The sequence below is a fragment of the Streptomyces sp. V4I23 genome, assembly GCF_030817975.1.
GTDB lineage: Bacteria > Actinomycetota > Actinomycetes > Streptomycetales > Streptomycetaceae > Streptomyces.
This window is the reverse complement of record NZ_JAUSZW010000004.1, coordinates 7,435,054-7,457,334: the sequence shown is the minus strand read 5'-3', so window position 1 is coordinate 7,457,334 and position 22,281 is coordinate 7,435,054. Positions and strand designations below refer to the sequence as shown.

At 71.9% G+C, this 22,281-nt stretch carries 15 protein-coding genes; 8 read left to right on the top strand and 7 right to left on the bottom strand.

What is annotated here, in order from left to right:
- Positions 1-125: 125 nt before the first annotated feature.
- The 3 genes from QFZ82_RS36240 to QFZ82_RS36230 all read left to right on the top strand — a co-directional run bounded on the left by QFZ82_RS36240 (position 126) and on the right by QFZ82_RS36230 (position 4,459).
- A complete protein-coding gene (locus QFZ82_RS36240; RefSeq protein WP_307717163.1) occupies positions 126-1,022 on the top strand; it encodes an arginase family protein in 897 nt (298 codons plus the stop codon).
- 152 nt (positions 1,023-1,174) lie between these two features.
- Positions 1,175-3,889, top strand: a complete 2,715-nt coding sequence (locus QFZ82_RS36235; RefSeq protein ID WP_373429374.1) for a SpoIIE family protein phosphatase — start codon at positions 1,175-1,177, stop codon at positions 3,887-3,889.
- A 72-nt stretch (positions 3,890-3,961) separates the two neighbouring features.
- Positions 3,962-4,459, top strand: a complete 498-nt coding sequence (locus QFZ82_RS36230) for a peptidylprolyl isomerase (RefSeq protein ID WP_307717162.1) — start codon at positions 3,962-3,964, stop codon at positions 4,457-4,459.
- Positions 4,460-4,528: 69 nt separating this feature from the next.
- Here the strand turns inward: QFZ82_RS36230 and QFZ82_RS36225 are convergent, their stop codons facing one another.
- Entirely contained in the window at positions 4,529-4,903 is a 375-nt protein-coding gene (locus QFZ82_RS36225; RefSeq protein ID WP_307717161.1) for a transglycosylase family protein, read from the bottom strand.
- Positions 4,904-5,246: 343 nt separating this feature from the next.
- Between QFZ82_RS36225 and QFZ82_RS36220 the strand changes: the two genes are divergently transcribed.
- Positions 5,247-6,311 carry a cation diffusion facilitator family transporter gene (locus QFZ82_RS36220; protein WP_307717160.1) on the top strand — a complete coding sequence of 355 codons (1,065 nt, stop codon included), beginning with the start codon at positions 5,247-5,249 and terminating at the stop codon, positions 6,309-6,311.
- Positions 6,312-6,323: 12 nt separating this feature from the next.
- Here the strand turns inward: QFZ82_RS36220 and QFZ82_RS36215 are convergent, their stop codons facing one another.
- The 3 genes from QFZ82_RS36215 to QFZ82_RS36205 form a co-directional block, all read right to left on the bottom strand.
- Positions 6,324-8,816, bottom strand: coding sequence for a SpoIIE family protein phosphatase (locus QFZ82_RS36215; protein ID WP_307717159.1), 2,493 nt, complete (start codon positions 8,814-8,816; stop codon positions 6,324-6,326).
- A gap of 100 nt (positions 8,817-8,916) precedes the next feature.
- Positions 8,917-9,729, bottom strand: a complete 813-nt coding sequence (locus QFZ82_RS36210; RefSeq protein WP_307717158.1) for a hypothetical protein — start codon at positions 9,727-9,729, stop codon at positions 8,917-8,919.
- A gap of 207 nt (positions 9,730-9,936) precedes the next feature.
- Positions 9,937-11,394: an amino acid permease gene (locus QFZ82_RS36205; protein WP_307717157.1), complete on the bottom strand. Its 1,458-nt coding sequence runs from the start codon at positions 11,392-11,394 to the stop codon at positions 9,937-9,939.
- Positions 11,395-11,776: 382 nt separating this feature from the next.
- Here QFZ82_RS36205 and QFZ82_RS36200 point away from each other — a divergent pair, with 382 nt between their 5' ends.
- Together QFZ82_RS36200 and QFZ82_RS36195 are read left to right on the top strand one after the other, a co-directional pair.
- Entirely contained in the window at positions 11,777-12,373 is a 597-nt protein-coding gene (locus tag QFZ82_RS36200; RefSeq protein ID WP_307717156.1) for a carbonic anhydrase, read from the top strand.
- Between the two features lie 207 nt (positions 12,374-12,580).
- Positions 12,581-14,080 (top strand): SulP family inorganic anion transporter, encoded by a 1,500-nt coding sequence (locus QFZ82_RS36195; protein ID WP_373429373.1) that lies wholly within the window; start codon positions 12,581-12,583, stop codon positions 14,078-14,080.
- 45 nt (positions 14,081-14,125) lie between these two features.
- Here QFZ82_RS36195 and QFZ82_RS36190 read toward each other — a convergent pair whose 3' ends face one another.
- Complete coding sequence (locus QFZ82_RS36190) at positions 14,126-15,607, bottom strand: short-chain fatty acid transporter (protein WP_307717155.1); 1,482 nt, start codon at positions 15,605-15,607, stop codon at positions 14,126-14,128.
- A 305-nt stretch (positions 15,608-15,912) separates the two neighbouring features.
- On the opposite strand from QFZ82_RS36190, the gene QFZ82_RS36185 reads away from it, so the two are divergent.
- Both QFZ82_RS36185 and lpdA read left to right on the top strand, forming a co-directional pair.
- Complete coding sequence (locus QFZ82_RS36185) at positions 15,913-16,434, top strand: hypothetical protein (RefSeq protein ID WP_307717154.1); 522 nt, start codon at positions 15,913-15,915, stop codon at positions 16,432-16,434.
- 146 nt (positions 16,435-16,580) lie between these two features.
- Entirely contained in the window at positions 16,581-17,981 is a 1,401-nt protein-coding gene (gene lpdA, locus QFZ82_RS36180; protein WP_307717153.1) for a dihydrolipoyl dehydrogenase, read from the top strand.
- Between the two features lie 21 nt (positions 17,982-18,002).
- Here the strand turns inward: lpdA and QFZ82_RS36175 are convergent, their stop codons facing one another.
- Together QFZ82_RS36175 and QFZ82_RS36170 are read right to left on the bottom strand one after the other, a co-directional pair.
- The gene (locus QFZ82_RS36175) at positions 18,003-20,396 is read right to left on the bottom strand and encodes a SpoIIE family protein phosphatase (protein ID WP_307717152.1); all 2,394 of its coding nucleotides are present in this window, start codon (positions 20,394-20,396) and stop codon (positions 18,003-18,005) included.
- The gene (locus QFZ82_RS36170) at positions 20,396-22,234 is read right to left on the bottom strand and encodes a glycoside hydrolase family 15 protein (RefSeq protein ID WP_307717151.1); all 1,839 of its coding nucleotides are present in this window, start codon (positions 22,232-22,234) and stop codon (positions 20,396-20,398) included. Before QFZ82_RS36170 ends, QFZ82_RS36175 begins: the two co-directional genes overlap by 1 nt.
- Between the last annotated feature and the right edge of the window lie 47 nt (positions 22,235-22,281).

Below are 22,281 nucleotides of genomic sequence, written 5' to 3'. Positions count from 1 at the left end.
GTCCCTGCGGCGATGTCCCCGTGCCGCCCCCGGGCGGCCCGGCGTAGGGTCCGGTCCGCGGCCCCGCGCTGTCGGCCCCCGTCGCGCGGTTGCCGCGGCCGCCTCGCCGGCGAAGGGGTGCGCACGTGCAGGTACTGGAGTTCATCGAGGCGCCGTCCGTGCTCGGTCTGCGGCCGTCCGGTGTCCAGGACCTCCCGCGGGCGCTGCTGGACGCCGGGCTGACGGGTCTTCCCGGGGCCGTGCGGGCGGGCCGCGTCGAAGCGCCGGGGTACGACCCGAGGCGTGACGAGGAGACCGGGGTCCTCAACCCCGCGGGTATCGCGCGGTACTCGGTCGAACTGGCCGACGCCGTCGGCGGCGTGCTCCGCCGCGGCCACTTTCCCGTCGTGCTCGGCGGCGACTGCAGCATCCTGCTCGGCAACCTGCTCGCCCTGCACCGCCGCGGACGCCACGGCCTGCTGTTCCTCGACGGCCACACCGACTTCTACCAGCCGTCCGCGGAGCCGGCCGGCGAGGCGGCGTCGATGGAACTGGCCCTGGCGACGGGCCGCGGCCCCCGGCTCCTCACCGACCTGGAGGGGCGCGGGCCGCTGCTGCGGGACGAGGACGTCGTCGCCTTCGGCTTCCGCGACGCGGCCGAGTCGGCGCGGGCGGGGATGCAGCCGCTGCCGCCGCGCCTGCACGCGATGGGGCTCGACCGTGTCCGGGCGGCGGGGGCCGCCGCGGCCGCGCGCCAGGCGGTCGACCACCTCGCCCGCGGGGAGACGGCCGGCTTCTGGGTGCACCTCGACGTCGACGTCCTCGACGACGCGATCATGCCTGCCGTCGACTACCGGATCCCGGACGGGCTGTCGTGGACGGAACTGGAGACGGTGCTGGCGACGGCACTGGCCGACGAGCGGGCCCGGGGGCTGGACGTCACCATTTTCAATCCCCGGCTCGATCCCGGGGGAACGATGGCGACCCGTCTCGTGGAATGCCTGCGTGAGGGGTTGTCGGCGCGCACGGACCGGCGTGCCTGACCCCCCGGGGCGCAGCCCAGGAGGGCGAAAAGTACATTGATGCTAGAAGGGTCATGATCGGGCCGTCGTCACGGCCCCCGGCCTTCGGCCGCCCGCCGCCTCACCGGAGGTCCGCCCGCAACGGACGCCCAGGTCCCCGGGAGTGGAACGCTATGAACCGGCACAGGCTCGACAGGTTCGACGCCTTGCGGCGCGCCCTGCGCGGCCCGATGTCCCTGCTGAGTTCCCGCAGCGTCGCCGGACAGGTCCTCTTCCTCCAGACCGTGGTCGCGGTGCTGCTCATCGTGGCCGCCGTGATCGCCCTCGTACTGCAGGCGCAGCACAACAGCGAGCAGGATGCGCAGAACCGGTCGATGGCCACCGCCGCCGCCTTCGCCCACGCCCCGGGGACCGCGGCCGCCCTGCGCTCGTCCGATCCCAGCGCCGTGCTCCAGCCGCTCGTGACGGCCGCCGCGCGCGAGTCGGGGGTCGACTTCGTCACCGTGATGGCCCCCGACGGCATGCGCTACGCCGACACCTACCCCGACCTCGTCGGCCGGGTCGCCGTGGGGGTGGAGCGGGCCGGGGACGGGGAGGCGTTCGCGGAGATCTTCGAAGGAGCTCCGAGCGACGCGGCCCGCGCGATCGTTCCGGTCACGACGCCCGACGGAACCGTCATCGGTCTGGTCGGTGCCGGCGTCCAGATCGAGAACGTCGGCAACGCCGTGGACCGGCAGCTCCCGGTGCTCCTGGCCTCCGCCGCCGCAGCCCTCGCCCTGGCCACGGCCAGCGCCGCCCTGGTGAGCCGGCGCCTGCGACGCCAGACCCACGGCATCGGCCCCGAAGAGATGACCCGGATGTACGAGCACCACGACGCGGTCCTGCACGCGGTGCGCGAAGGCGTCCTGATCGTCGGCGGCGACGACCGCCTGATGCTGGCCAACGACGAGGCCCGCCGCCTCCTGGAGCTGCCACCGGACGCCGACGGGCAGCCGGTCGCCGATCTGGACCTGGACCTCGACATCGCCGGGCTGCTGGTCTCCGACCGTGCCGTCACCGACGAGGTGCACCTGGCGGGGGACCGGCTGCTGGCCGTCAGCACCCGGCCGACCGCGCCCTACGGCGGGAACTCGGGCAACGTGGCGACGCTCCGCGACACCACGGAGCTGCGGGCCCTGGCCGGCACGGCGGAGGTGGCCCGGGAGCGCCTGAAGATCCTCTACGAGGCCGGGGTGCGGATCGGGACCACGCTGGACGTGGTGCGGACCGCGGAGGAGCTGTCGCGCGTGGCGGTCCCCCGCTTCGCGGACTTCGTCACGGTCGAACTGCCCGACGCGGTGCTGCACGGCGACGAGCCCTCGGGCGCGCCGTCGGCGATGCGCCGGGCGGCGCTGTGCGGAATCCGGGCCGACCACCCCTTCCAGCCGGTGGGAGACGTGATCCACTTCGTCGCGCACGCCACGCCTTTGGCGGCGGCCATGGCCAGCGGTCACGCCGCCCTGGAGGCCGATCTGACGGTCGCGGACGCCTGGCGGGCACAGGACCGCCACGGCGCGGACGTCGCCCTGGCCTACGGGGTCCACTCGCTCATCACGGCGCCGCTGCAGGGCAGCGGCGTGCTGCTGGGCATGGTGAACTTCTGGCGTTCGGAGCGGCCCGACCCGTTCGAGCAGGAGGACCTGACCTTCGCCGAGGAACTGGCCGCCCGTGCCGCCGTCGCCGTCGACAACGCCCGGCGCTTCACGCGCGAGCACCGGATGGCCGAAACGCTCCAGCGCAGCCTGCTGCCCCACGTGCTGCCCAGCCAGAACGCCCTCGACATCGCGTACCGCTACCTGCCGGCGCAGGCGCGGGTCGGCGGCGACTGGTTCGACGTGATCCCGCTGCCCGGGGCGCGGGTCGCGCTCGTCGTCGGCGACGTGGTCGGCCACGGACTGCACGCCGCGGCGACCATGGGCCGCCTGCGGACCGCGGTGCACAACTTCTCCACGCTGGACCTGCCTCCGGACGAGCTGATGACCCGGCTCGACGAACTGGTCAGCCGTATCGACCAGGACGAGCCGGGCGGTGACGGCGAGGGCACGACCGGAGCGACGTGCCTGTACGCGATCTACGATCCCGTCTCCGGCCTGTGCTGCATGTCGACGGCCGGACACCTGGCGCCCGCCCTGGTGCACCCGGACGGGACGGTGCGGTTCGTGGACGTACCCGTCTCACCCCCGCTGGGCCTGGGCGGCCTGCCGATGGAGGCCACGGAGGTGTGCCTGCCCGAGGACAGCAGGCTCGTCCTGTACACCGACGGCCTCGTCGAACACCGCGGCCGCGACATCGACACCGGACTGGAGGCGCTGCGCGGGGTGCTGTCCGAGCATGCCGACGGAGCCCCCGAGGAGATCTGCGAGGCGGTGATGGACAACATGCTGCCCACGCCGCGCCGCGACGACATCGCCCTGCTGGTGGCGCGTACCCGGCTGCTGGATCCGGGGCGGGTCGCCACGTGGGACGTGCCCCGCGACCCTGCCGCCGTCGCCCCGGTCCGCAACGCCTGCAGCCGCCGGCTGGAGGAGTGGGGGCTGGACGAGGTGGGATTCACCACGGAACTCGTACTGAGCGAGCTGATCACCAACGCGATCCGCTACGGCTCCGAGCCGATCCACGTACGGCTCCTGTACGAGCGTGCTCTCGTGTGCGAGGTCTCCGACGGCAGCAGCACCTCGCCCCATCTGCGCCGCGCGGCCCTCACCGACGAGGGAGGCCGCGGCCTGTTCCTCGTGGCGCAGCTCACCACGCGGTGGGGGACGAGGTACACACCGACGGGCAAGGTGATCTGGACGGAGCAGTCCCTGACGGACGGTCACATCCCGCTGGATGCCCTGCTCGGTACGTGACGCTCCGCCCGAAGCGGGGCGAAGGGTGTGCCTGGTGTGCGCGGTGGTGACGACAGATGTCAGGATGCAGTCATGAGTAACAACGTGTACTTCGACATCACCATCGACGACCAGCCCGCCGGCCGGATCGTCTTCACCTTGTTCGACGACGTGGTCCCCAAGACCGCCAAGAACTTCCGCGAGCTGGCCACGGGCGAGCACGGCTACGGCTACGAGGGCTCGTCCTTCCACCGCGTCATCCCGGACTTCATGCTCCAGGGCGGAGACTTCACCCGCGGCGACGGCACGGGCGGCCGGAGCATCTACGGCGAGAAGTTCGCCGACGAGAACTTCCAGATCAAGCACACCAAGCCGGGCCAGCTCTCCATGGCCAACGCGGGCCCCCACACCAACGGCTCGCAGTTCTTCATCACCACGATCGTCACCGACTGGCTGGACAACAAGCACGTCGTCTTCGGCGAGGTCGTCGAGGGCATGGACGTCGTGAAGCAGATCGAGTCGCTGGGCTCGCGCAGCGGCGCGGTCAAGTCCAAGGTCACGATCGCCAAGTCGGGCGTTCTCGAGGGCTGATCACGGTCGACGGGTGGAGTGCCGGCGGTCCGGGCAGGACCACCACCGGCACTCCCCCGGCCTCACGCCTCAGCGGCCGGCGCAGGTCCAGGCGCCCATGCCCTGGATCCGGGCGAGTCTCTTCGCCGTCGCGATCTGTTCCGACCTCGTCGCCAGATCCGCCCGCGGCGCGTACCTCAGACCGCCCGCCGCCCGCCAGCTCGACTGGGTGAACTGCAGGCCGCCGTAGTGCCCGTTGCCCGTGTTGGCCTGCCAGTCCCCGCTGGACTCGCATTGGGCGATGGCGTTCCAGTCGACCCGTGGGCCCGTCGGGGCCGTGCCGCGCGCTGGGTCCGCCTGGGCGCCCGGAGCGGCGCACAGCAGGACAAGTGAGGCGGAGACAGCGGCGCACAGACCCGCTCCGACGCGGATTCCCGCGGCGGGGCCGTTGTGGTGACGATGCATCAGACGCCCTTCTCTCGGCGGACCTGCCACGACGGTGGGACAGGCTGTCCATGACCATAGGTTCATGTGAGAAAGGCGGCATCCGCTGTTGCGCCCATCGGGTGCGGCCCGGACGGATGCATGACGGCGGCGGCACCCGCACGAGGTGCCGCCACCGTCGTACGGAGGGCCTCGCGGTGGCGGGCCATCACATCGGCGAGGCCCCGCACCCCGGCTGAACAGGCCTGTGTCCCCCGCCTGTCCCCCAGGGCCGAACCGGACGCACCTGCGAGAGTGTCGCACCTGGTCAGATGGTGTACGACGGCTGTAGCCGCAATGGGTTCCGCGTGCGACGGTAGGCCGTATGGCGGGGACAGAGCACACACACGACGACCACGCACACCGGCACGATCACCCTCACGGGCACGGGCCGGACGCCCGGTGGTCCCGTATGCGTCACCGGGCGGCGCACCTGCTCCGCCCGCACTCCCACGAGTCGGCCGCCAAGGTCGACCGGGCACTGGAGACGTCCGCCCAGGGCATGCGGGCGCTGTGGATCTCCCTGGCCGTCCTCGGCGCCACGGCGGCGGCGCAGACCGTCGTGGTGGTGCTGTCGGGCTCAGTGGCGCTGCTGGGCGACACCGTGCACAACGCGGCCGACGCGCTGACCGCGGTACCGCTGGCCGTCGCGTTCGTCCTCGGCCGGCGGGCGGCCACCCGGCGGTTCACGTACGGCTACGGGCGGGCCGAGGACCTGGCCGGCATGGTGATCGTGCTGACCATCGCCGCATCGGCCGCCTTCGCCGCGTGGTCGGCGGTGGACCGGCTGCTGAACCCGCGGGAGGTGAGCCACCTCCCGGCCGTGGCCGCCGCGGCCGTGATCGGCTTCGCGGGCAACGAGTGGGTCGCGCGCTACCGCATCCGCACCGGCCGCAGGATCGGCTCGGCGGCGCTGGTCGCCGACGGGCTGCACGCCCGCACCGACGGCTTCACCTCGCTGGCGGTTCTGCTCGGCGCGGGCGGCGCGGCCGCGGGCTGGCGCCTGGCCGACCCGATCGTCGGCCTCGCCATCACGGCCGCGATCCTGCTGGTGCTGCGCGACGCCGCCCGGGAGGTCTTCCACCGGGTGATGGACGCCGTCGACCCCGCCCTGGTGGACGCGGCGGAGCAGTCGCTGCGTGGCGTGAGGGGGGTGCGCGCGGTGGGCGAGCTGCGGCTGCGCTGGATCGGGCACCATCTGCGGGCGGAGGTCGCCGTCGTCGTCGACGGCCGGCTGACCGTGCTCGAGGCACACCGGGTGGCCGTGGACGCCGAGCACGCGCTGCTCCACGCGCTGCCCCGGCTGACGGCCGCCCTGGTCCATGCCGACCCGGCGCCCCTGCCCGGGACGGCCGATCCGCACGCCGCACTCGCGCACCACGCGGCGTGACCCGCGGGCGCCTCAGACGCCGTCGGCGCCGTCGGGGAACTCCTGTTCCGTCCAGATGATCTTGCCCGAGCTCGTGTACCGCGTGCCCCACCGCTGCACGAGCTGGGCGACGATGAACAGTCCGCGGCCGCCTTCGTCCTCGACCGTGCTGTGGCGCAGATGCGGTGACGTGTGCCCGGCATCGGCGACCTCGCACAGCAGGGCACGGTCCCGGATGAGTCGCAGGTGCAGTGGTCCCCCGGCGTACCGGACGGCGTTCGTGACCAGTTCGCTGACGACGAGCTCGGTCGCGAACGCCAGCTCGTCCAGGCCCCATTCTCCCAGCTGTCCGGTGACGAGCTCGCGGGCGCGGCCGACCACGACAGGTTCCGCCGGGAGCTCCCAGACGCAGACCTGGGCAGCGCCCAGTTGACGCGTACGGACGAGGAGCAGCGCGGTGTCGTCCGTCGCGGCCCCATCGGGGCGCAGTTCGGCCACCGCCCGGTCGCACAGTTCCTCCAGCGGCCTGCCGTGGCCGTCGGAGAGCAGACGGCTCAGTGTGTCGAGTTGGTCGTCGATGTCGCGGTCGCGCGCCTCGACGAGGCCGTTGGTGAACAGGGCGATCAGGCTGCCCTCGGGCAGCTCCGTCTCCACCGCCTCGAACGGCATGCCGCCCAGTCCCAGCGGCGGCCCGGCCGGCAGCTCGGGGAAGGCGCACGAGCCGTCGGGCGTCACGATCGCGGGCGGCAGGTGACCGGCTCTGGCCATCGCACAGCGGCGGGAGACCGGGTCGTAGACCGCGTAGAGGCAGGTCACGCCGATGGCCACGTCGGGGTACAGGCCGCCGGCTCCGGCCGGCCCGCCGTCCGCGGTGTCCTCCAGGAGACCGGGATGTCGTTCCGGCGACCGGCCGACCAAGTCGTCCAGGCGGGTCAGCAGTTCGTCGGGAGCCATGTCCAGCCTGGCGAGCGCCTCCACGGTCGTGCGCAGCCGTCCCATGGTGGCCGCCGCCTGAAGCCCGTGCCCGACGACGTCCCCGACGACGAGGCCGACCCGTGCGCCGGAGAGCGGGATGACCTCCGCCCAGTCGCCGCCGACACCGGTCACGTCGTCCGTGGGGAGGTAGCGGTGGGCTACGTCCACAGCCGGCTGCTGCGGCAGATGCTGGGGCAGCAGCTGGCGCTGAAGGGTGCGGGAGGCCCCGCGTTCGCGGGTGAAGCGGCGGGCGTTGTCGATGGACACGGCGGCGCGGGCGGTCAACTCGTCCGCGAGCGCGACCTCGCCGTTGTCGAAGACGGTGGGGCGGCCGGTGCGCACGAAGGTGACGAGGCCCATCGTGCCGCTCCGGGTGCGCAACGGCACGACCAGAGTGTTCTCGTCGAGCACCCGGCCGCCCGACGCCAGGCTCCGCAGCTGGGGCGAACCCCGCGGGTAGCGCACACGGCGGACCGGCTCGCCCTCGTGCCCGGGCAGCGGTTCGCCCTCGTCCGGGTACGGCACCGGCAGCACGGCCTCCGCGGCGGTCCGCGGGTCGCACCGGGCGGCGACACGGACGTACACCGAGTCCGCCGCCCCCTCGGTGCCGGGCTCGCCGCCCTCCAGCACGGCGCGCTCCAGGTCGACCGTGACCGCGCTCGCGAAGTCCGGGACGGCGACGTCCGCGATCTCCTGCGCCGTGACGGACATGTCCAGCGTGGTGCCGATACGGCGGCCCGCCTCGACGAGCAGGGCCAGGCGGTTCTGGGCCTCGTAACGGTCCGTGATGTCGAACGCGTCCTCGCAGACGCCCAGCACGCGCCCGTCGGCGTCCAGCAGCCGGTAGTACGAACACGACCAGACGTGGTCCTTACCCGGATCGCTGGGGAGTTTTCCGCGGTAGTGCAGGTCGATCACGGGCTCGCCGGTGTCGATCACCTGGTGCATGACCTCGTTGAGCGTCCGGCCGTCGAGGGTGAGCAGAGCGCCGTCGGGGTACAGCTCGTCGGCCGTCCGGCCGCGGTACTCGGCCAGCGGGCGGCCCACCTCGTGGTCGTGCGCGGTGTTGGCCCACGTCAGCCTCAGATCGGTGTCGTAGACGGCCAGTCCGATCGCCGACTGGGTGGTCAGCCCGTGCAGCATGGCCCGCCGGGTCTCGGTCAGACGCAGGCTCTCCAATTCGGCGATCAGCAGGATGCGTGCCGCCGGACCACCGCCGGTGAGCGGGCACACGACGACGACCACCTGCACGGCGTGGCCGTCGCGGTGCCGTGCCATGCGGGTGTCGCTGCCGCTGGACGGGAGGTCGTGCACCGAACCCCGCCCGGAGTCGGCCGGATGTGAGCCGAGGAGCACGTCGACGGGCTGCCCGATGACCGCTTCGCCCGGGTGGCCGAGCAGTGACTCGGCCGCGGGGCTCCACCCGATGACCGTGTTCCGGGCATCGAGGACCACCGTGGCCGCGTTGGCGAGGTCGAGAGGGCCACGCGGATCAGCGCTCTCCGGCACGCTCCATGCGGTCCATGTGTTCGCCGCGTTCCACGGACTCATGGCGGCTGAACCGGCACCGTTCATCTCCTCCAGAATCCACCCCGGCACATACGCGCACAAGCCGCGCCGGCACGCCGCCGCGGCCCCGTCCGCCGGGCGGTCATCGCGCGAGTTCGGCGGCGGGGCCCATGACGATCACGGGCTGCTTTGCGGGGTCCAGGGCGCGCAGCAGCTCCCGCATGGCGTTCCGGGGAAGCGAGATGCACGCCTGGGTGGGGCCGTCGTGGTCGACGTGGATCCACACGCCGCCGCCCCGGTCGGAGCCGAGCGGCCGTTCCTTGTCCAGCGGAGTCGTTCCCCGGACGCGGTTGTAGTCGATGGCGACCACGTAGTCGAAGGAGCCGTCGAGGGATTCGCCGAGGAAGCCGGTGCCCGTGGCGACGAACTCGTCGTCCTGGTCGTACGGAAGCCGGGCCCCGGGATCCGGCAGCAGCCCGCCGGCGTCGCCGAGCCCGAAGACTCCGATCGGTGTGCGCAGATCGCCCTCCCGGTGGTCGAGGGTCCAGCCGCGCAGGGCGTTGTGTGCGGGCCACGGCCCGGCGGCGCGCCTCCACTGCCGTGTCACGTCCTGTTCGTAGAGCACCGCGGTGGCGTCGCTGGTGTCCAGCGTCTCGCCGACGACCACCAGGGCCTGGCGCGTGCCGGCCGGGACGTCGGCGCGGGTGGCCGGTCCGACCCCGGGAAGGTGGGCAGGAGACGGCGGCCGGAACCGGGCGCCCGGGCGGGCGTCCTGCCCCGCGGCGTCGTGGCGGCCGAACGGCCCGTCGACGGTTGCGGACGCCGATCGGGATCCCGCAGAGGAGGGCGGCGAGGGGGGTACGGACGGTGTCTGCGTGCACGCGGCGAGCAGCGGGGCAGCACACAGGGCTCCGACCAGCCACCTTGCGGCGCCGTTGCTGAGACTGAGGGGCATGGGGACAGCATCCTCCGGCGCTCGGGAAAACAACGCCGCATGGGTACCCCGTCCGCTGCCGCCTCTGTCACCCAGCCCGCGTACTCACTCCACCGGGGCACGGCCGCATGGCCTCACGTCCGCTGCGGACGGGCGGGGCGGTATCTCCGGGGCGGTACGCGCGGACACGCGGGCCCGGCCGCTGTGAAGGCCAGGCCCGCGCCTCTGTCAGCTTCCGGGCTCGCGCGGCGGCGCCGCGGAACCGGCCTTCGCCGCCGCCTCGGCCTTGGCCAGCTCCGACTTCCGGTACGAGTAGGCGAAGTAGACGACCAAGCCGATGAGGAACCAGACCGCGAACCGCGCCCACGTCTGCCACTGGAGGAAGGTGATCAGCCAGATCGAGAAGACCACGCCGAGGGCGGGCACCACGGGCATGCCCGGGCACCGGAACGTGCGCGGCAGCTCGGGGCGCCGGTAGCGCAGCACGATCACGGCGATGCACACCACGACGAAGGCCAGCAGGATGCCGATGTTGGTCAGTTCGGCCGCCTCGCCGATCGGCAGGAAGCCGGCGATGGCCGCCGAGGCGAAGCCGACGATCCACGTCACCCGGGTCGGCACGTGCCGGGTCTCGTGCGTCTGCGCGAACCATTTCGGCAGCAGTCCGTCGCGGCTCATCGAGAACCAGACCCGTGTCACGCCCAGCATGAACGTGAACATGACGGTGAGGATGCCGATGATGGCGCCGACCGCGATCACGTCGGCGAGCCCCGCGAGCCCCACCGACTTGAAGGCCGTGGAGAAGCCGCTCTCCCTGTCGATGTCACGGTAGTTCTGCATGCCCGTCAGAACGAGGCAGGCCAGCACGTAGAGCACCATGGAGACGGCCAGCGAGTACACGATCGCCTTCGGCATGTGGCGCTGGGCGTCCTTGGACTCCTCGGCGGCCGTCGACATCGCGTCGTAGCCGAAGACGGCGAAGAACACCGTCGCCGCTCCCGTGAACGCCCCGCCCACGCCGTAGGGGAAGAACGGATCGTAGTTGGCGGTGTCGACGTGCACCACGCCGACGGCGATGACGAGCAGGACGACGAGCACCTTCAGCACCACGACGCCCGTCTCGAAGCGGGCCGCGTTCTTGATGCCGAGGGTGAGGAGGTAGGCGATGAACAGGCAGAGCAGCATGGCGAACAGGTCGACCCTGTGCCCTTCCCCGGTGCCCGGCGCGCCCAGCATCCAGGCCGGCAGCTCGGCGCCCGTCTCCTCGACGAGGAAGTTGAAGTACCCGGAGATGCCGATCGCCACGACGGCCACGATGGCGGTGTACTCCAGCAGGAGGTCCCAGCCGATGAACCAGCCCGCCAGTTCGCCGAGGACCGCGTAGCCGTAGGTGTAGGCCGACCCGGCCTTCGGGATCATTCCCGCGAACTCGGCGTACGAGAAGGCGGCCGCCGCACTGGCGACGCCCGCGATCAGGAACGAGACCAGCACGGCCGGGCCCGCGGTGCCGTTGGCGACGGCGCCCGCAAGGCTGAAGATGCCCGCGCCGATGATGCCGCCGACACCGATCGCGGTGAGCTGCCACAGCCCGAGGGTGCGGGTCAGCCGTTGGTGGACGTCAACCTCCTCGATCTGCTCGATGGGTTTGCGGCGCAGAACTCCGTGCCCCATCCGGAACCCGGCCATGAGCGTCACCTCTTCGCTGAAGGCATCTCTGACGCCCGATCATGATGGCCGAGGTGTCGCATGGGCGGAAGGGGCCGCGCTGGTGTCACGCGCGGATCCCGTGTTGGCCGGCGCAAAGAATGAGTCGCGCGGATCCACCGGGATGGCGTATTTGTGATCTGTCATCACCAGGTAATGTGACGGTAAAATCCTGGTAGTGGCGGTCGACGAGAATCGCACCGCGGACCGGCGATCGCAGCACCCCGAGCGTCGCCGCACAGAACATCGGACGCGAGGCCGGGCACCCACCCCGACGCCCTGCCGGCCGTCCACACCACTGTCCATCTGACCCGACCACACCGCACCGCCCCGGCACTCGCCGCGGTGCAGGAGGCAGGCCATCATGCAGTCGCTCATCGACAACGCCAGGTCCTTCGCGGACCGTGTCGCCGCCGACGCGCGGGAGTTCACACGCCTCGCGGACGGCCAGGCGCCGCAAGCCCTCTTCATCACCTGCTCGGACTCGCGCGTCGTGCCCTCGTGGTTCACCGGCGCCCGCCCCGGCGAGCTATTCGAGCTCCGCACCGCCGGAAACATCGTCCCCGCCTACCCCACGCAGGTCCGGCCCGCCGGCGAGGCAGCCACCATCGAGTACGCGCTGCGCGTGCTCCACGTCCGCGACATCGTCGTCTGCGGCCACTCCCACTGCGGCGCGGTGGGCGCCGTGGTCCGCGGCGACGACCTGTCCTCGGTGCCCGCCGTGCGGGCGTGGCTGGAGCACACCGCCGGCGTGGAGCGCGGCGCCGACGACTCCCCGGAGCTGGCCCGCGCCGTCCAGCAGCACGTGCTCGCGCAACTGGACACACTGCGCGGCTATCCCGCTGTCCAGGAGGGCCTCCAGGACGGTTCCCTGACACTGCACGGCTGGTACTACGAGGTGCACACCGGCGTCGTCCGCGTCCACCGCCCCGGCACCGGGGCGGTGTTCGACCGGCTCTGACGGTCAGGGCGGCAACCGGCCGCCGACGGGGCCGAGTTGCCCCCGCGCCCACGGCACAGGCGCCCCCACTGCCGTCCGTCGGGCGCACGGCCCACCGTGCCCCGGCGGCATGACCCCTTGGGCCATGCCGCGTACCCTCCCCCACCGCCTCCTCCGCGCACCGGCCCGCCACGGCCGGTCCGGACCGTACCCTGAGGACCCTCGCCCGTGGTGTCACTGTCGCGTCTCTTCAGCGAGCCCCGCGTCGTACGACGCGATCTGCTCGCCTCCCTCGTCGTCTTCCTCGTCGCACTGCCGTTGTGCGTCGGCGTGGCCGTCGCCTCCGGCGTCCCCGCCGAACTCGGCCTGATCACCGGCATCGTCGGCGGTCTCGTCGTCGGTGCGCTGCCCGGCAGCACCCTTCAGGTCAGCGGCCCGGCCGCCGGTCTGACCGTCCTCGTCTACGAAACCGTCCAGGAGTTCGGCCTCGGCGCGCTGGGCCCGATCGTCCTCGCCGCCGGACTGCTGCAAGTCGCCCTCGGCGCGGCCCGGTTCGGCCGCTGGTTCCGCGCGATCTCCGTCTCCGTCGTGCAGGGCATGCTCGCCGGCATCGGCCTGGTGATCGTGCTCGGCCAGCTGTACGCCATGGCGGACGTCTCGCAGCCCGGCAGCGGCCTCGGCAAGCTGGCCGGCCTGCCCGGTCTCGCGGCCGAGATCGCCACCGGCACCGCCGCCCTCACTGCCTTCTCGGTCGGCGCGGGCACCGTCGCCGTACTGGTCCTGTGGCCCCGGATGCCCGCCAAGGTCCGCGTCGTACCGGGTCCGCTGGCCGCAGTGGCGCTGGCCACCGCCGCCTCCGCCGTCACCGGTCTGTCCCCGGCGACGGTCGAGGTCAGCGGGCTGCTCCAGGCCGTCCGGCCGCCCGGCTTCGACGACTTCGCACAGCTCGGCAGCACGGCGGTCGTCGGCACGGTGCTCGCGTTCGCCCTCATCGCCTCGGCCGAGAGCCTGTTCAGCGCCGCGGCGGTGGACCGCATGCACAACGGGCCGCGCACCGACTACGACAAGGAGCTGGTGGCCCAGGGCGTGGGCAACACGCTGTGCGGAGCGCTCGGTGCGCTGCCGATGACGGCCGTGATCGTGCGCAGCGCGGCCAACGTCCAGGCCGGCGCCCGCACGCCGTTGTCCCGTATCGCGCACGGCCTGTGGCTGCTGCTGTTCGCCGCCCTGCTGCCGGCGGTCATCGGCATCATCCCGCTGGCCGCGCTCGCCGGTGTCCTGGTCCACGCCGGATGCAAACTCGTCCCTGTCAAGGACCTCGTTCCGCTGTGGCGCGCACACCGCAGCGAGGCGGTCCTGCTGGCCGTCACCGCTCTGGCCGTCGTCGCCACGAACCTCTTCGAGGGCGTGATCCTGGGCCTGCTGCTCGCGGTGGTCAAGTCGGCGTGGGAGACCTCGCACGTCCATCTGAGCACGCGCCGCCTGACCGGGGGCCGCATCGTGGTCACCCTGACGGGCAACGCCACCTTCCTGCGCCTGCCTCGCATCCTCGAACAGCTGGAAGAGCTGCCGCAGGACCAGCCGATCGAGCTCGACCTCGCGCGCCTGCGCCATCTGGACCACGCCTGCCGTGTGGCCCTGGAGAGCTGGGCGCACCGGCACAACCACCCGGACACCGAGCCCGTACGGATCCGCCACTGCGAACCGACGGGTGCCCTGCTGCCCTGACGGGCCCCTGCCCCGCCGCCCGGCCTGCCCGGGCGGCGGGGACCGTCACGGGAAGGTGAGCGTCTGCGCGAACAGGGTGACGACCACGAGGACGACGGGGAAGCAGACGAGGAACATCGCGAAGGTGTAGCCCATGATGTCCCGGGCCTTCAGGCCCAGGATCGCCAGGGTCGGGAGCATCCAGAAGGGCTGGAGCAGGTTGGCGCTCGCCTCGCCCAGGTCGTACACCACCACCATCCAACCCTGGTGCACCTCGAGCTGGTTGGCCGCGTCCATCACGTACGGAGCCTCGATCACCCACTTGCTGCCGCCGCTCGGCACGAACACACCGAGGACGCAGGAGTAGACCGCGATGAGGGCCGGATAGAAGAAGGCGTTGGAGATGTCCGTCAGCCAGCCGGCGATGGTGGAGGACAGGCCGGTGAAGGCGATCATGCCGAAGATGCCGCCGTACAGCGGAAACTGGATCAGCACACCGGACGCGGCGGACACTCCCTCGCGTACGGCCGCCACGAGCCGCGCCGGCCTCCAGTGCAGGATCAGGGCGAGCAGGATGAGGATCAGGTTGACCGTGTTCAGATCCAGGGCGTTCAGGGGATTGCCCGTCGCCGATGCGAAGTAGCGGTACAGGTACCACACGCCCAGCAGGAAGATCAGGACGGCGAACGCCGGGCTGTGCTCCAGCCAGTCGCCGGGCCGGCGCGGCTCGCCGGCGCCGGTGTCCTCGCGCTTCTCCTCCAGCAGTGGCCGCAGGCGGATGCCCAGGTCCTCGGCCGTCTTGGCGGCCTCGGGCGAGGGGGCGAGGAACCAGGCGAGGACCACCGCGACGAGGAACACGACGGCGGTGGCGGCCATGCCCTGCCACAGGAAGATGGTCTCGGTGAGCGGGATCAGGCCCGAGCCGCGGCCTTCCTCGATGACCTTCTGCACCGCCTCGGGGCTCGCCCCGGCGCTGGCGACCTGGAGGGCTGCCGAGCCGGAGAGGCCCTGCGCCCAGACGGTACCGAGTCCGAGGAACGCCATCGCGCCGATCGCCCGGTAGTCGACACCGCGCACCAGCCGGGAGATCTCCTTGGCGAGGATCGCGGTGAAGATCAGGCTGAACGCCCAGTTGAGGTACGACGACACCATCGACACGGCGGCGGTGAACGCGACGGCGGCGCGCGGGCTCCGGGGCACTCGGGCGAGGCGGGAGATCAGCCGGGCGACGGGCCGGGACACCGCGACCGCGTAACCCCCGATGATGATCATCGCCATCTGGAGCGTGAACTGGATGAGCGACCAGAAGCCCTTGCCCCAGGCGTCCACGAGCCCGTATCCGGTGGTCGCCGTGGGATCGTCGGGCGCCCCCGTGACCGGCGCACCGGTCAGCAGGCCGAGTGCGAGGACCACGAAGGTGCCGACGAGGACGAAGCCGAAGGCGTCCGGCAGCCAGCGCTCCGTGGCGGCGGTGAATCGCAGGGCGATGCGGGCGAGGACGTTCTCGCGCGTGTCGTCCGTGGTCCGCCCTGCCCTCGTCACAGCCATCCGACATCTCCTCACACCGCACAGCCCAGGCGCATCATGCGCACCGCGGACCAGGAAGGTAGAGCAGGACGGCGACGATCACTATGGGCCCGGAGCCCATAGACCGCGCGGTGGTCATGGTGGACAGCCCCTTGAGTGCCCGATGAGCGGCCGGGAACGGCGCTTGCGCGGGAGGTCCGGGGACATCGCTCGACGGCATCGGTAAATATCAAGGAATGGGGCGATAATGCTGCAACCATTCATATTCGAGGCGTGTCTCCATCAGTGACACCGCAGTCCCCGCACAGGAAGAAACGGGGGACACCATGCACCACCAGTCACGGCTCGCGGCCGCCGCTGCGGCCATCCTCCTCACCGCCGGGATCGGATCGACGATCCCCGCCTCCGCCTCGCAGTCCGCCGCACCCTCCCGGGCTCCGGCGACGGCCCTCGTCACCAACGCACGCTGGGGCGGCCACAGCTCCTTCGACCGGATCGTCATCGACATCCGCGGCAAGGTGCCGCCCGTCACCGTTCAGGCGGTGAAGAAGCTGCACTACGACGGCCTCGGGACCGAGGTCCCGCTCGCCGGAAAGCACTTCCTGGAGATCAGGCTCTCGCCGGCCGCCGCACACGACGACAACGGCAGGTCCGTCTACAAGGGCCCCAAGCTCACCAAGATCTGGCTTCCCTCCCTGAAGGGCCTCGCCCTCACCGGCGACTTCGAAGGAGTGGTCACCTTGGGAGCCGCGTTCACGACCAAGCCCACCTACACGACCCGCGTCCTCCACTCGCCGGAGCGCTTCGTGATCGACATCCGGCACGCGCCACCGGTCTGCGGCCGGTGACGGCACGGGGTCCCGGTCTCCGCACCGGGACCCCCTCCGCTCGGCAAGGCCGTGCGGTCCCGCGCCTCTGGTCCGCCCGGTGCATTCCGCCCATGTCGTCCGGGGATTGCCCCGCTCGCCAAGGGCCGGACGCCTATCGTGCCGGCATGAGTGCACACTTCGATGTCGTGGTCCTCGGCGCCGGCCCCGGCGGCTACACCGCTGCTGTCCGATGCGCCCAGCTCGGCATGTCGGTGGCGGTGGTCGAGGAGCGGTACTGGGGAGGCGTGTGCCTGAACGTGGGGTGCATCCCCTCCAAGGCGCTGCTGCGCAATGCCGAGTTGGCCCATCTGTTCACGCACGAGGCGAAGACCTTCGGGATCCGTATCGAGGGTCAGGTCGGCTTCGACTACGGGGAGGCGTTCCTGCGCAGCCGGAAGGTGGCCGAGGGACGCGTCCGCGGTGTGCACTACCTCATGAAGAAGAACGCCGTCACCGAGTACGACGGGACGGGCGTCTTCACCGACGCGCACACCCTGCTGGTCCGGGCCGCCGACGGCACGGAACAGAGCATCGACTTCGACCACTGCGTCCTCGCCACCGGGGCCACGACGCGCCTGCTGCCGGGCACGAGCCTGAGCGAACGCGTCGTCACGTACGAGGAGCAGATCCTCAGCGACCGGCTGCCCGGCAGCGTCATCATCGCCGGAGCCGGCGCGATCGGCGTCGAGTTCGCGTACGTGCTGCACAACTACGGCGTGCAGGTGACGCTCGTGGAGTTCCTCGACCGGGTGGTCCCGCTGGAGGACGAGGAGGTCTCGGCGGAACTGGCCCGCCGGTACCGCAAGCTGGGTGTCAACGTCCTGACGTCGACGCGGGTCGAGGCGATCGACGATTCGGGGCCGCAGGTGCGGGTGCATGTGACGACGGGCGGGCAGCGCCAGGTGCTCGAGGCCGACAAGGTGCTGCAGGCCATCGGGTTCCAGCCGCGGGTGACCGGTTACGGCCTGGAGAACACCGGTGTGCGGCTGACCGATCGCGGGGCGGTCGATGTGGACGGCCGCTGCCGCACGAGCGTTCCCCACATCTTCGCGATCGGTGACGTCACGGCGAAGCTGATGCTCGCGCACGCCGCCGAGGCCATGGGCATCGTCGCCGCCGAGACCATCGCGGACGCGGAGACCATGGAACTCGACTACACGATGATCCCCCGCGCCACCTACTGCCAGCCGCAGATCGCCAGCTTCGGCTGGACCGAGACGCAGGCGCGCGAACGCGGCTTCGACGTGCGGGTGCAGAAGTTCCCCTTCACCGCCAACGGCAAGGCCCACGGCCTCGGCGACGCCGCCGGTTTCGTGAAGATCCTCAGCGACGGCCGGCACGGCGAACTGCTGGGGGCCCACCTCATCGGCCCCGAGGTCACCGAACTGCTGCCGGAACTGACCCTGGCGCAGCAGTGGGACCTGACGGTGCACGAGGTGGCCCGTAACGTGCATGCCCACCCGACCCTGGGCGAGGCGGTGAAGGAAGCGGTCCACGGCCTGGCCGGCCACATGATCAACATGTAGCGGACCCGCTCCGCGCCGCCCTCACGGACCGGGCAGCGGCTGCTGGGTCCAGATGGTCTTGCCGTGGCGTGTGTACCGGCTCCCCCAGCGCTCGGTGAGCTGCGCGATCAGGAAGAGGCCGCGTCCGCCTTCCTCGGTGGCCCGTGCCCGCCGCATCCTGGGCTGGGTGCTGCTCGCGTCGGAGACCTCGCAGATCAGTGCCCCGGCCCGGATGAGCCGGAGCTCGACGGAGCCGCCGCCCGCGTAGCGGATGGCGTTGGTGACCAGTTCGCTCGCCACGAGTTCGGTGGTGAAGGAGAGTTCGTCCAGGCCCCAGTGGGACAGCTGCCGCACCACCAGGGTGCGCGCGTGCGCGACCACCGCTGGGTCGGCTTCCAGCCGCCATGTCGCGCAGTCGTCCGGGGCGATCACGCGCGTACGGGCCAGCAGCAGCGTCACGTCGTCCGACAGGGGGCGCGGGGCGAGGCGGGACACGATCTGCCGGCCGGCTTCCTGGAGCGGGCGGCCGGGGGCGCCCGCGCGTGTCAGCAGGGAGGCGAGGGTCGCCATCCCCTCGTCGAGGTCGGCCCGGCCCCGCTCGACCAGGCCGTCGGTGTACAGGGCGAGGACGCTGTTCTCCTCGACCTCTGTCTCCAGGGGCTCGAACGGCAGGCCGCCGACTCCCAGCGGCGGTCCCGGGCTGACGTCCAGATAGCCGACGCTCCCGTCGGGGCGCAGCAGGGCGGGCGGGGGGTGCCCGGCGCTGGCCGCGACGCAGTGCCGGGTCACGGGGTCGTACGTCATGTACAGGCAGGTCGCGCCGTACGAGTCGTAAGCCGTGCGCGGACCGCGGTCGTGCGCGCCGGCCGCGTCGGCGGTCTCGTCCGTGAGCTGGGAGACGAGGTCGTCGAGGTGGGCGAGCAGTTCGTCGGGTTCGAGATCGAGGTCGGCCAGCGTGCGTACGGCGGTGCGCAGGCGTCCCATCGTGGCCGTGGCCTGCAGACCGTGGCCGACCACGTCGCCGACGACGAGGGCGACCCGTGCCGAGGACAGCGGGATGACGTCGAACCAGTCGCCGCTGACGCCGGTCGCGGTGTCCGTGGGCAGGTAGACGCTGGCGCTCTGGACGGCGACGGTGTCGGCTGTCGTCGGTGGCAGCAGGCTGCGCTGGAGGCTCACGGCCGCGTGACGCTCGCGCGCGTAGCGGCGTGCGTTGTCCACGACGAGTGCGGCACGGGAGGCGATCTCCTCGAGCAGGGCCAGGTCGTCCTTCTCGAAGGGGGTGCGCGGGCCGGTGCGCCACACCGTGACCTGCCCCAGGAGCCGCCCTCTGGCCCTGAGCAGTGCACTCATCCCGGAGTGGGCGCCCGGGGGGCCGGACGGCGGCGCGTCGGCCGCGGTCCCGGTCCGCGCGCCCGCGGCGGCTCCGCGGGCGGCCGGCCGGGGCCTGTCGGCGGACACGGGGGCGCCGACCCGCAGGGAATCTCCTCCCGGCCCGGTCACGGCCGCCCGGCGCAGCAGGTGCCGCCCGTCCTCGTGCCCCTCCGGTTCCTCGTGCGCGAACACGGACTCGGCGATGTCGACGGCCGCCGCGTCGGCCAGGGCCGGAACGAGGACGTCCACCAGGTCGCCGGTCGTCTCCGCGAGCGAGAGGGAGTTGCCGACGACGGCGGTGGCCCGGTGCAGCAGGTCGAGCCGTTCGCGTGCCCGCCGCTGCTCCGTCACGTCGACGAACAGGGCCGTGACGCCCATGACCCGGCCCTGCGGGTCCTGGAGGCGGAACGCGGACAGGGCCACGATGCGGCCCGCCCCGGGGTCCACGCGGGTCCGGACGAGGATCTCCGTCCCGACCTGCGGGGTCCCGGTGGTGAGCACCTGCCGCAGCACGCCGTCGATGCTCCGCGCGTCCTCGTCCTGAAGGAAGGCGGCGAGCCGCAGTCCGCGCAGGTCGTCGGGCACGCCCGTGTACGGGAGGAGGTGCGTGTTCGTCCTCTCCAGCCGCAGATCCGTGTCGAACATCGCGAGCCCGACGCGGTCCTGGAGGAACAGCTCCTCCAGGAAGGCGTGGGCCTGGCGCCATTTCGCCAGCATGGATCTGGGCGCGCCGAGGACGAGGAGGCGGGCGTCGTGCCTGCCGGTCCGTCCCGGGTCGAGGGGAAGCACGCGGAACAGCACCTCCGCCTCCTCTCCCCCGCCCTTGCGCACCACGGCGCTGCCTTCCCAGACCGGGCCGTCGCGCTGGGCGAGGACGTCCGGCCAGCAGGCGGGGTCGGCCAGCAGCTCGCGGACCCGACGGCCCGACAGGTCATCGGCCGGGCGGTTCAGGAGCGTTTCGGCCGCCGGTGTGCAGCCGAGGACGGTTCCGGTGCCGTCCACCACGAGTCCGGCCGTGTTCCCCGCGTCGAGTGGATCGTCGTTGCCGCGAGCCGTGCGCATCAGCCCAGGGCCCGGTCGAGGTTGAACGCGGCGCTGATGAGCGCCAGATGGGTGAACGCCTGCGGGAAGTTGCCGGTCTGCTCGCCGGTGCGGCCGATCTCCTCGGCGTACAGGCCGAGGTGGTTGGCGTAGGTGAGCATCTTCTCGAAGGCGAGCCGGGCCTCGTCCAGGCGCCCGGCGCGGGCGAGCGCCTCGACGTACCAGAAGGAGCAGATCGAGAACGTGCCTTCCTCGCCCCGCAGTCCGTCCGGGCTGGCCTGCGGGTCGTAGCGGTAGACCAGGGAGTCGGACACCAGGCCCTCGCCGAGCGCGTCGAGGGTGGACAGCCATTTGGGGTCCGTCGGGGAGATGAACTTGGCCAGCGGCATCATCAGGACGGCCGCGTCGAGGACGTCCTCGTCCTCGTGCTGGACGAACGCCTTGCGCTCGGCGGACCAGCCGCGCTGCATGATCCGCCGGTAGATCGTGTCGCGCACGCCGCCCCAGCGGATCATGTCGGCCGGCAGGCCGCGGCGCCTGGCGACCCTCATCGCGCGTTCGATCGCGACCCAGCACATCAGCTGCGAGTACAGGAACCTCTTGCGGCCGCCGCGGGTCTCCCACACCCCCTCGTCGGGCTGGTCCCAGTTCTCGCAGACCCAGTCGACCAGCTCCACGACGGTGTCCCAGTGTCCGCTGGAGAGCGGCTGTCCCCACTTGTCGTAGAGGTACAGGCAGTCGATGAGCGCGCCGTAGATGTCCAGTTGGAGCTGGCCGACGGCGGCGTTGCCGATACGGACCGGGGCCGAGCCCAAGTGGCCTTCGAGGTGGGGAAGTTCCTCCTCGGGGAGCTCGTGGCGGCCGTCGATGCCGTACATGATCTGCAGCCGGCAGTCCGGCCCGGCCGGGGCGAGGGCCTTCTCGGAGAGGAAGTTGACGAACGCTTCGGCCTCGTCGGTGAAGCCCAGTCTGAGGAGGGCGTAGATGCAGAAGGCGGCGTCGCGGACCCACACGTACCGGTAGTCCCAGTTGCGCTCGCCGCCGATCTGTTCCGGCAGGCTGGTCGTCGGCGCGGCCACGATGGCACCGGTGGGCGCGTAGGTGAGCAGCTTGAGGGTGAGCGCGGAGCGGTGCACCATCTCCCGCCAGCGGCCGCGGTAGAGGGACCCGGACAGCCAGCGGCGCCAGTACCGGACGGTGGCGTCGAACAGGTCCTCCGCCTCGGTGAGGGCGCAGGACCGCGGCTCGACCCTGCCGCCGATCCGGTCGAGCGCGAAGACCGCGGACTCGCCTTCGAGGAGTTTGAACGAGGAGCGGACGTCCGGGCCGTCGATCTCGACCGGCACGGTGGACGTCAGGGCGAGCGAGAGATCCGCGCAGTCGAAGACCGTCTGGCCCTGCCGGGTGCTGACCGAGTGGCTCTGCCGGCCGTAGTCGAACCGGGGCGCCACCCGCGCGGTGAAGGGCAGCGATCCGCGGACGACGAGCACGCGGCGGATCAGGCGGTGCCGGTCGGCCTCGCGCGAGTCGTCGACGACGGGCATGAAGTCCTGGATCTCGCCGACGCCGTCGTCCGCGTAGAAGCGGGTGATGAGAATGTTGGTGTCGGGGAAGTAGAACTGCTTCGTGCGGACCGGCACGTCCGGGGCGAGGGCGAACGAGCCGCCGCGGTCGGCGTCCAGGATCGAGGCGAAGACACTGGGCGCGTCGAAGCGTCCACAGCAGTACCAGTCGATGGTGCCGTTCGTGCCGATGAGCGCCGCGCTGCGCAGGTCGCCGATGAGCCCGTGCTCGGCGATGGGGAGGTATCGCGGCGCGCCCGCCTTGCTGGGGCGCGCACTCGTGGCTCCGGCAGTCACGCGAGCCTCCCATGACGTCGCAGGACACCCGCGTTTCAGTCTAGGAC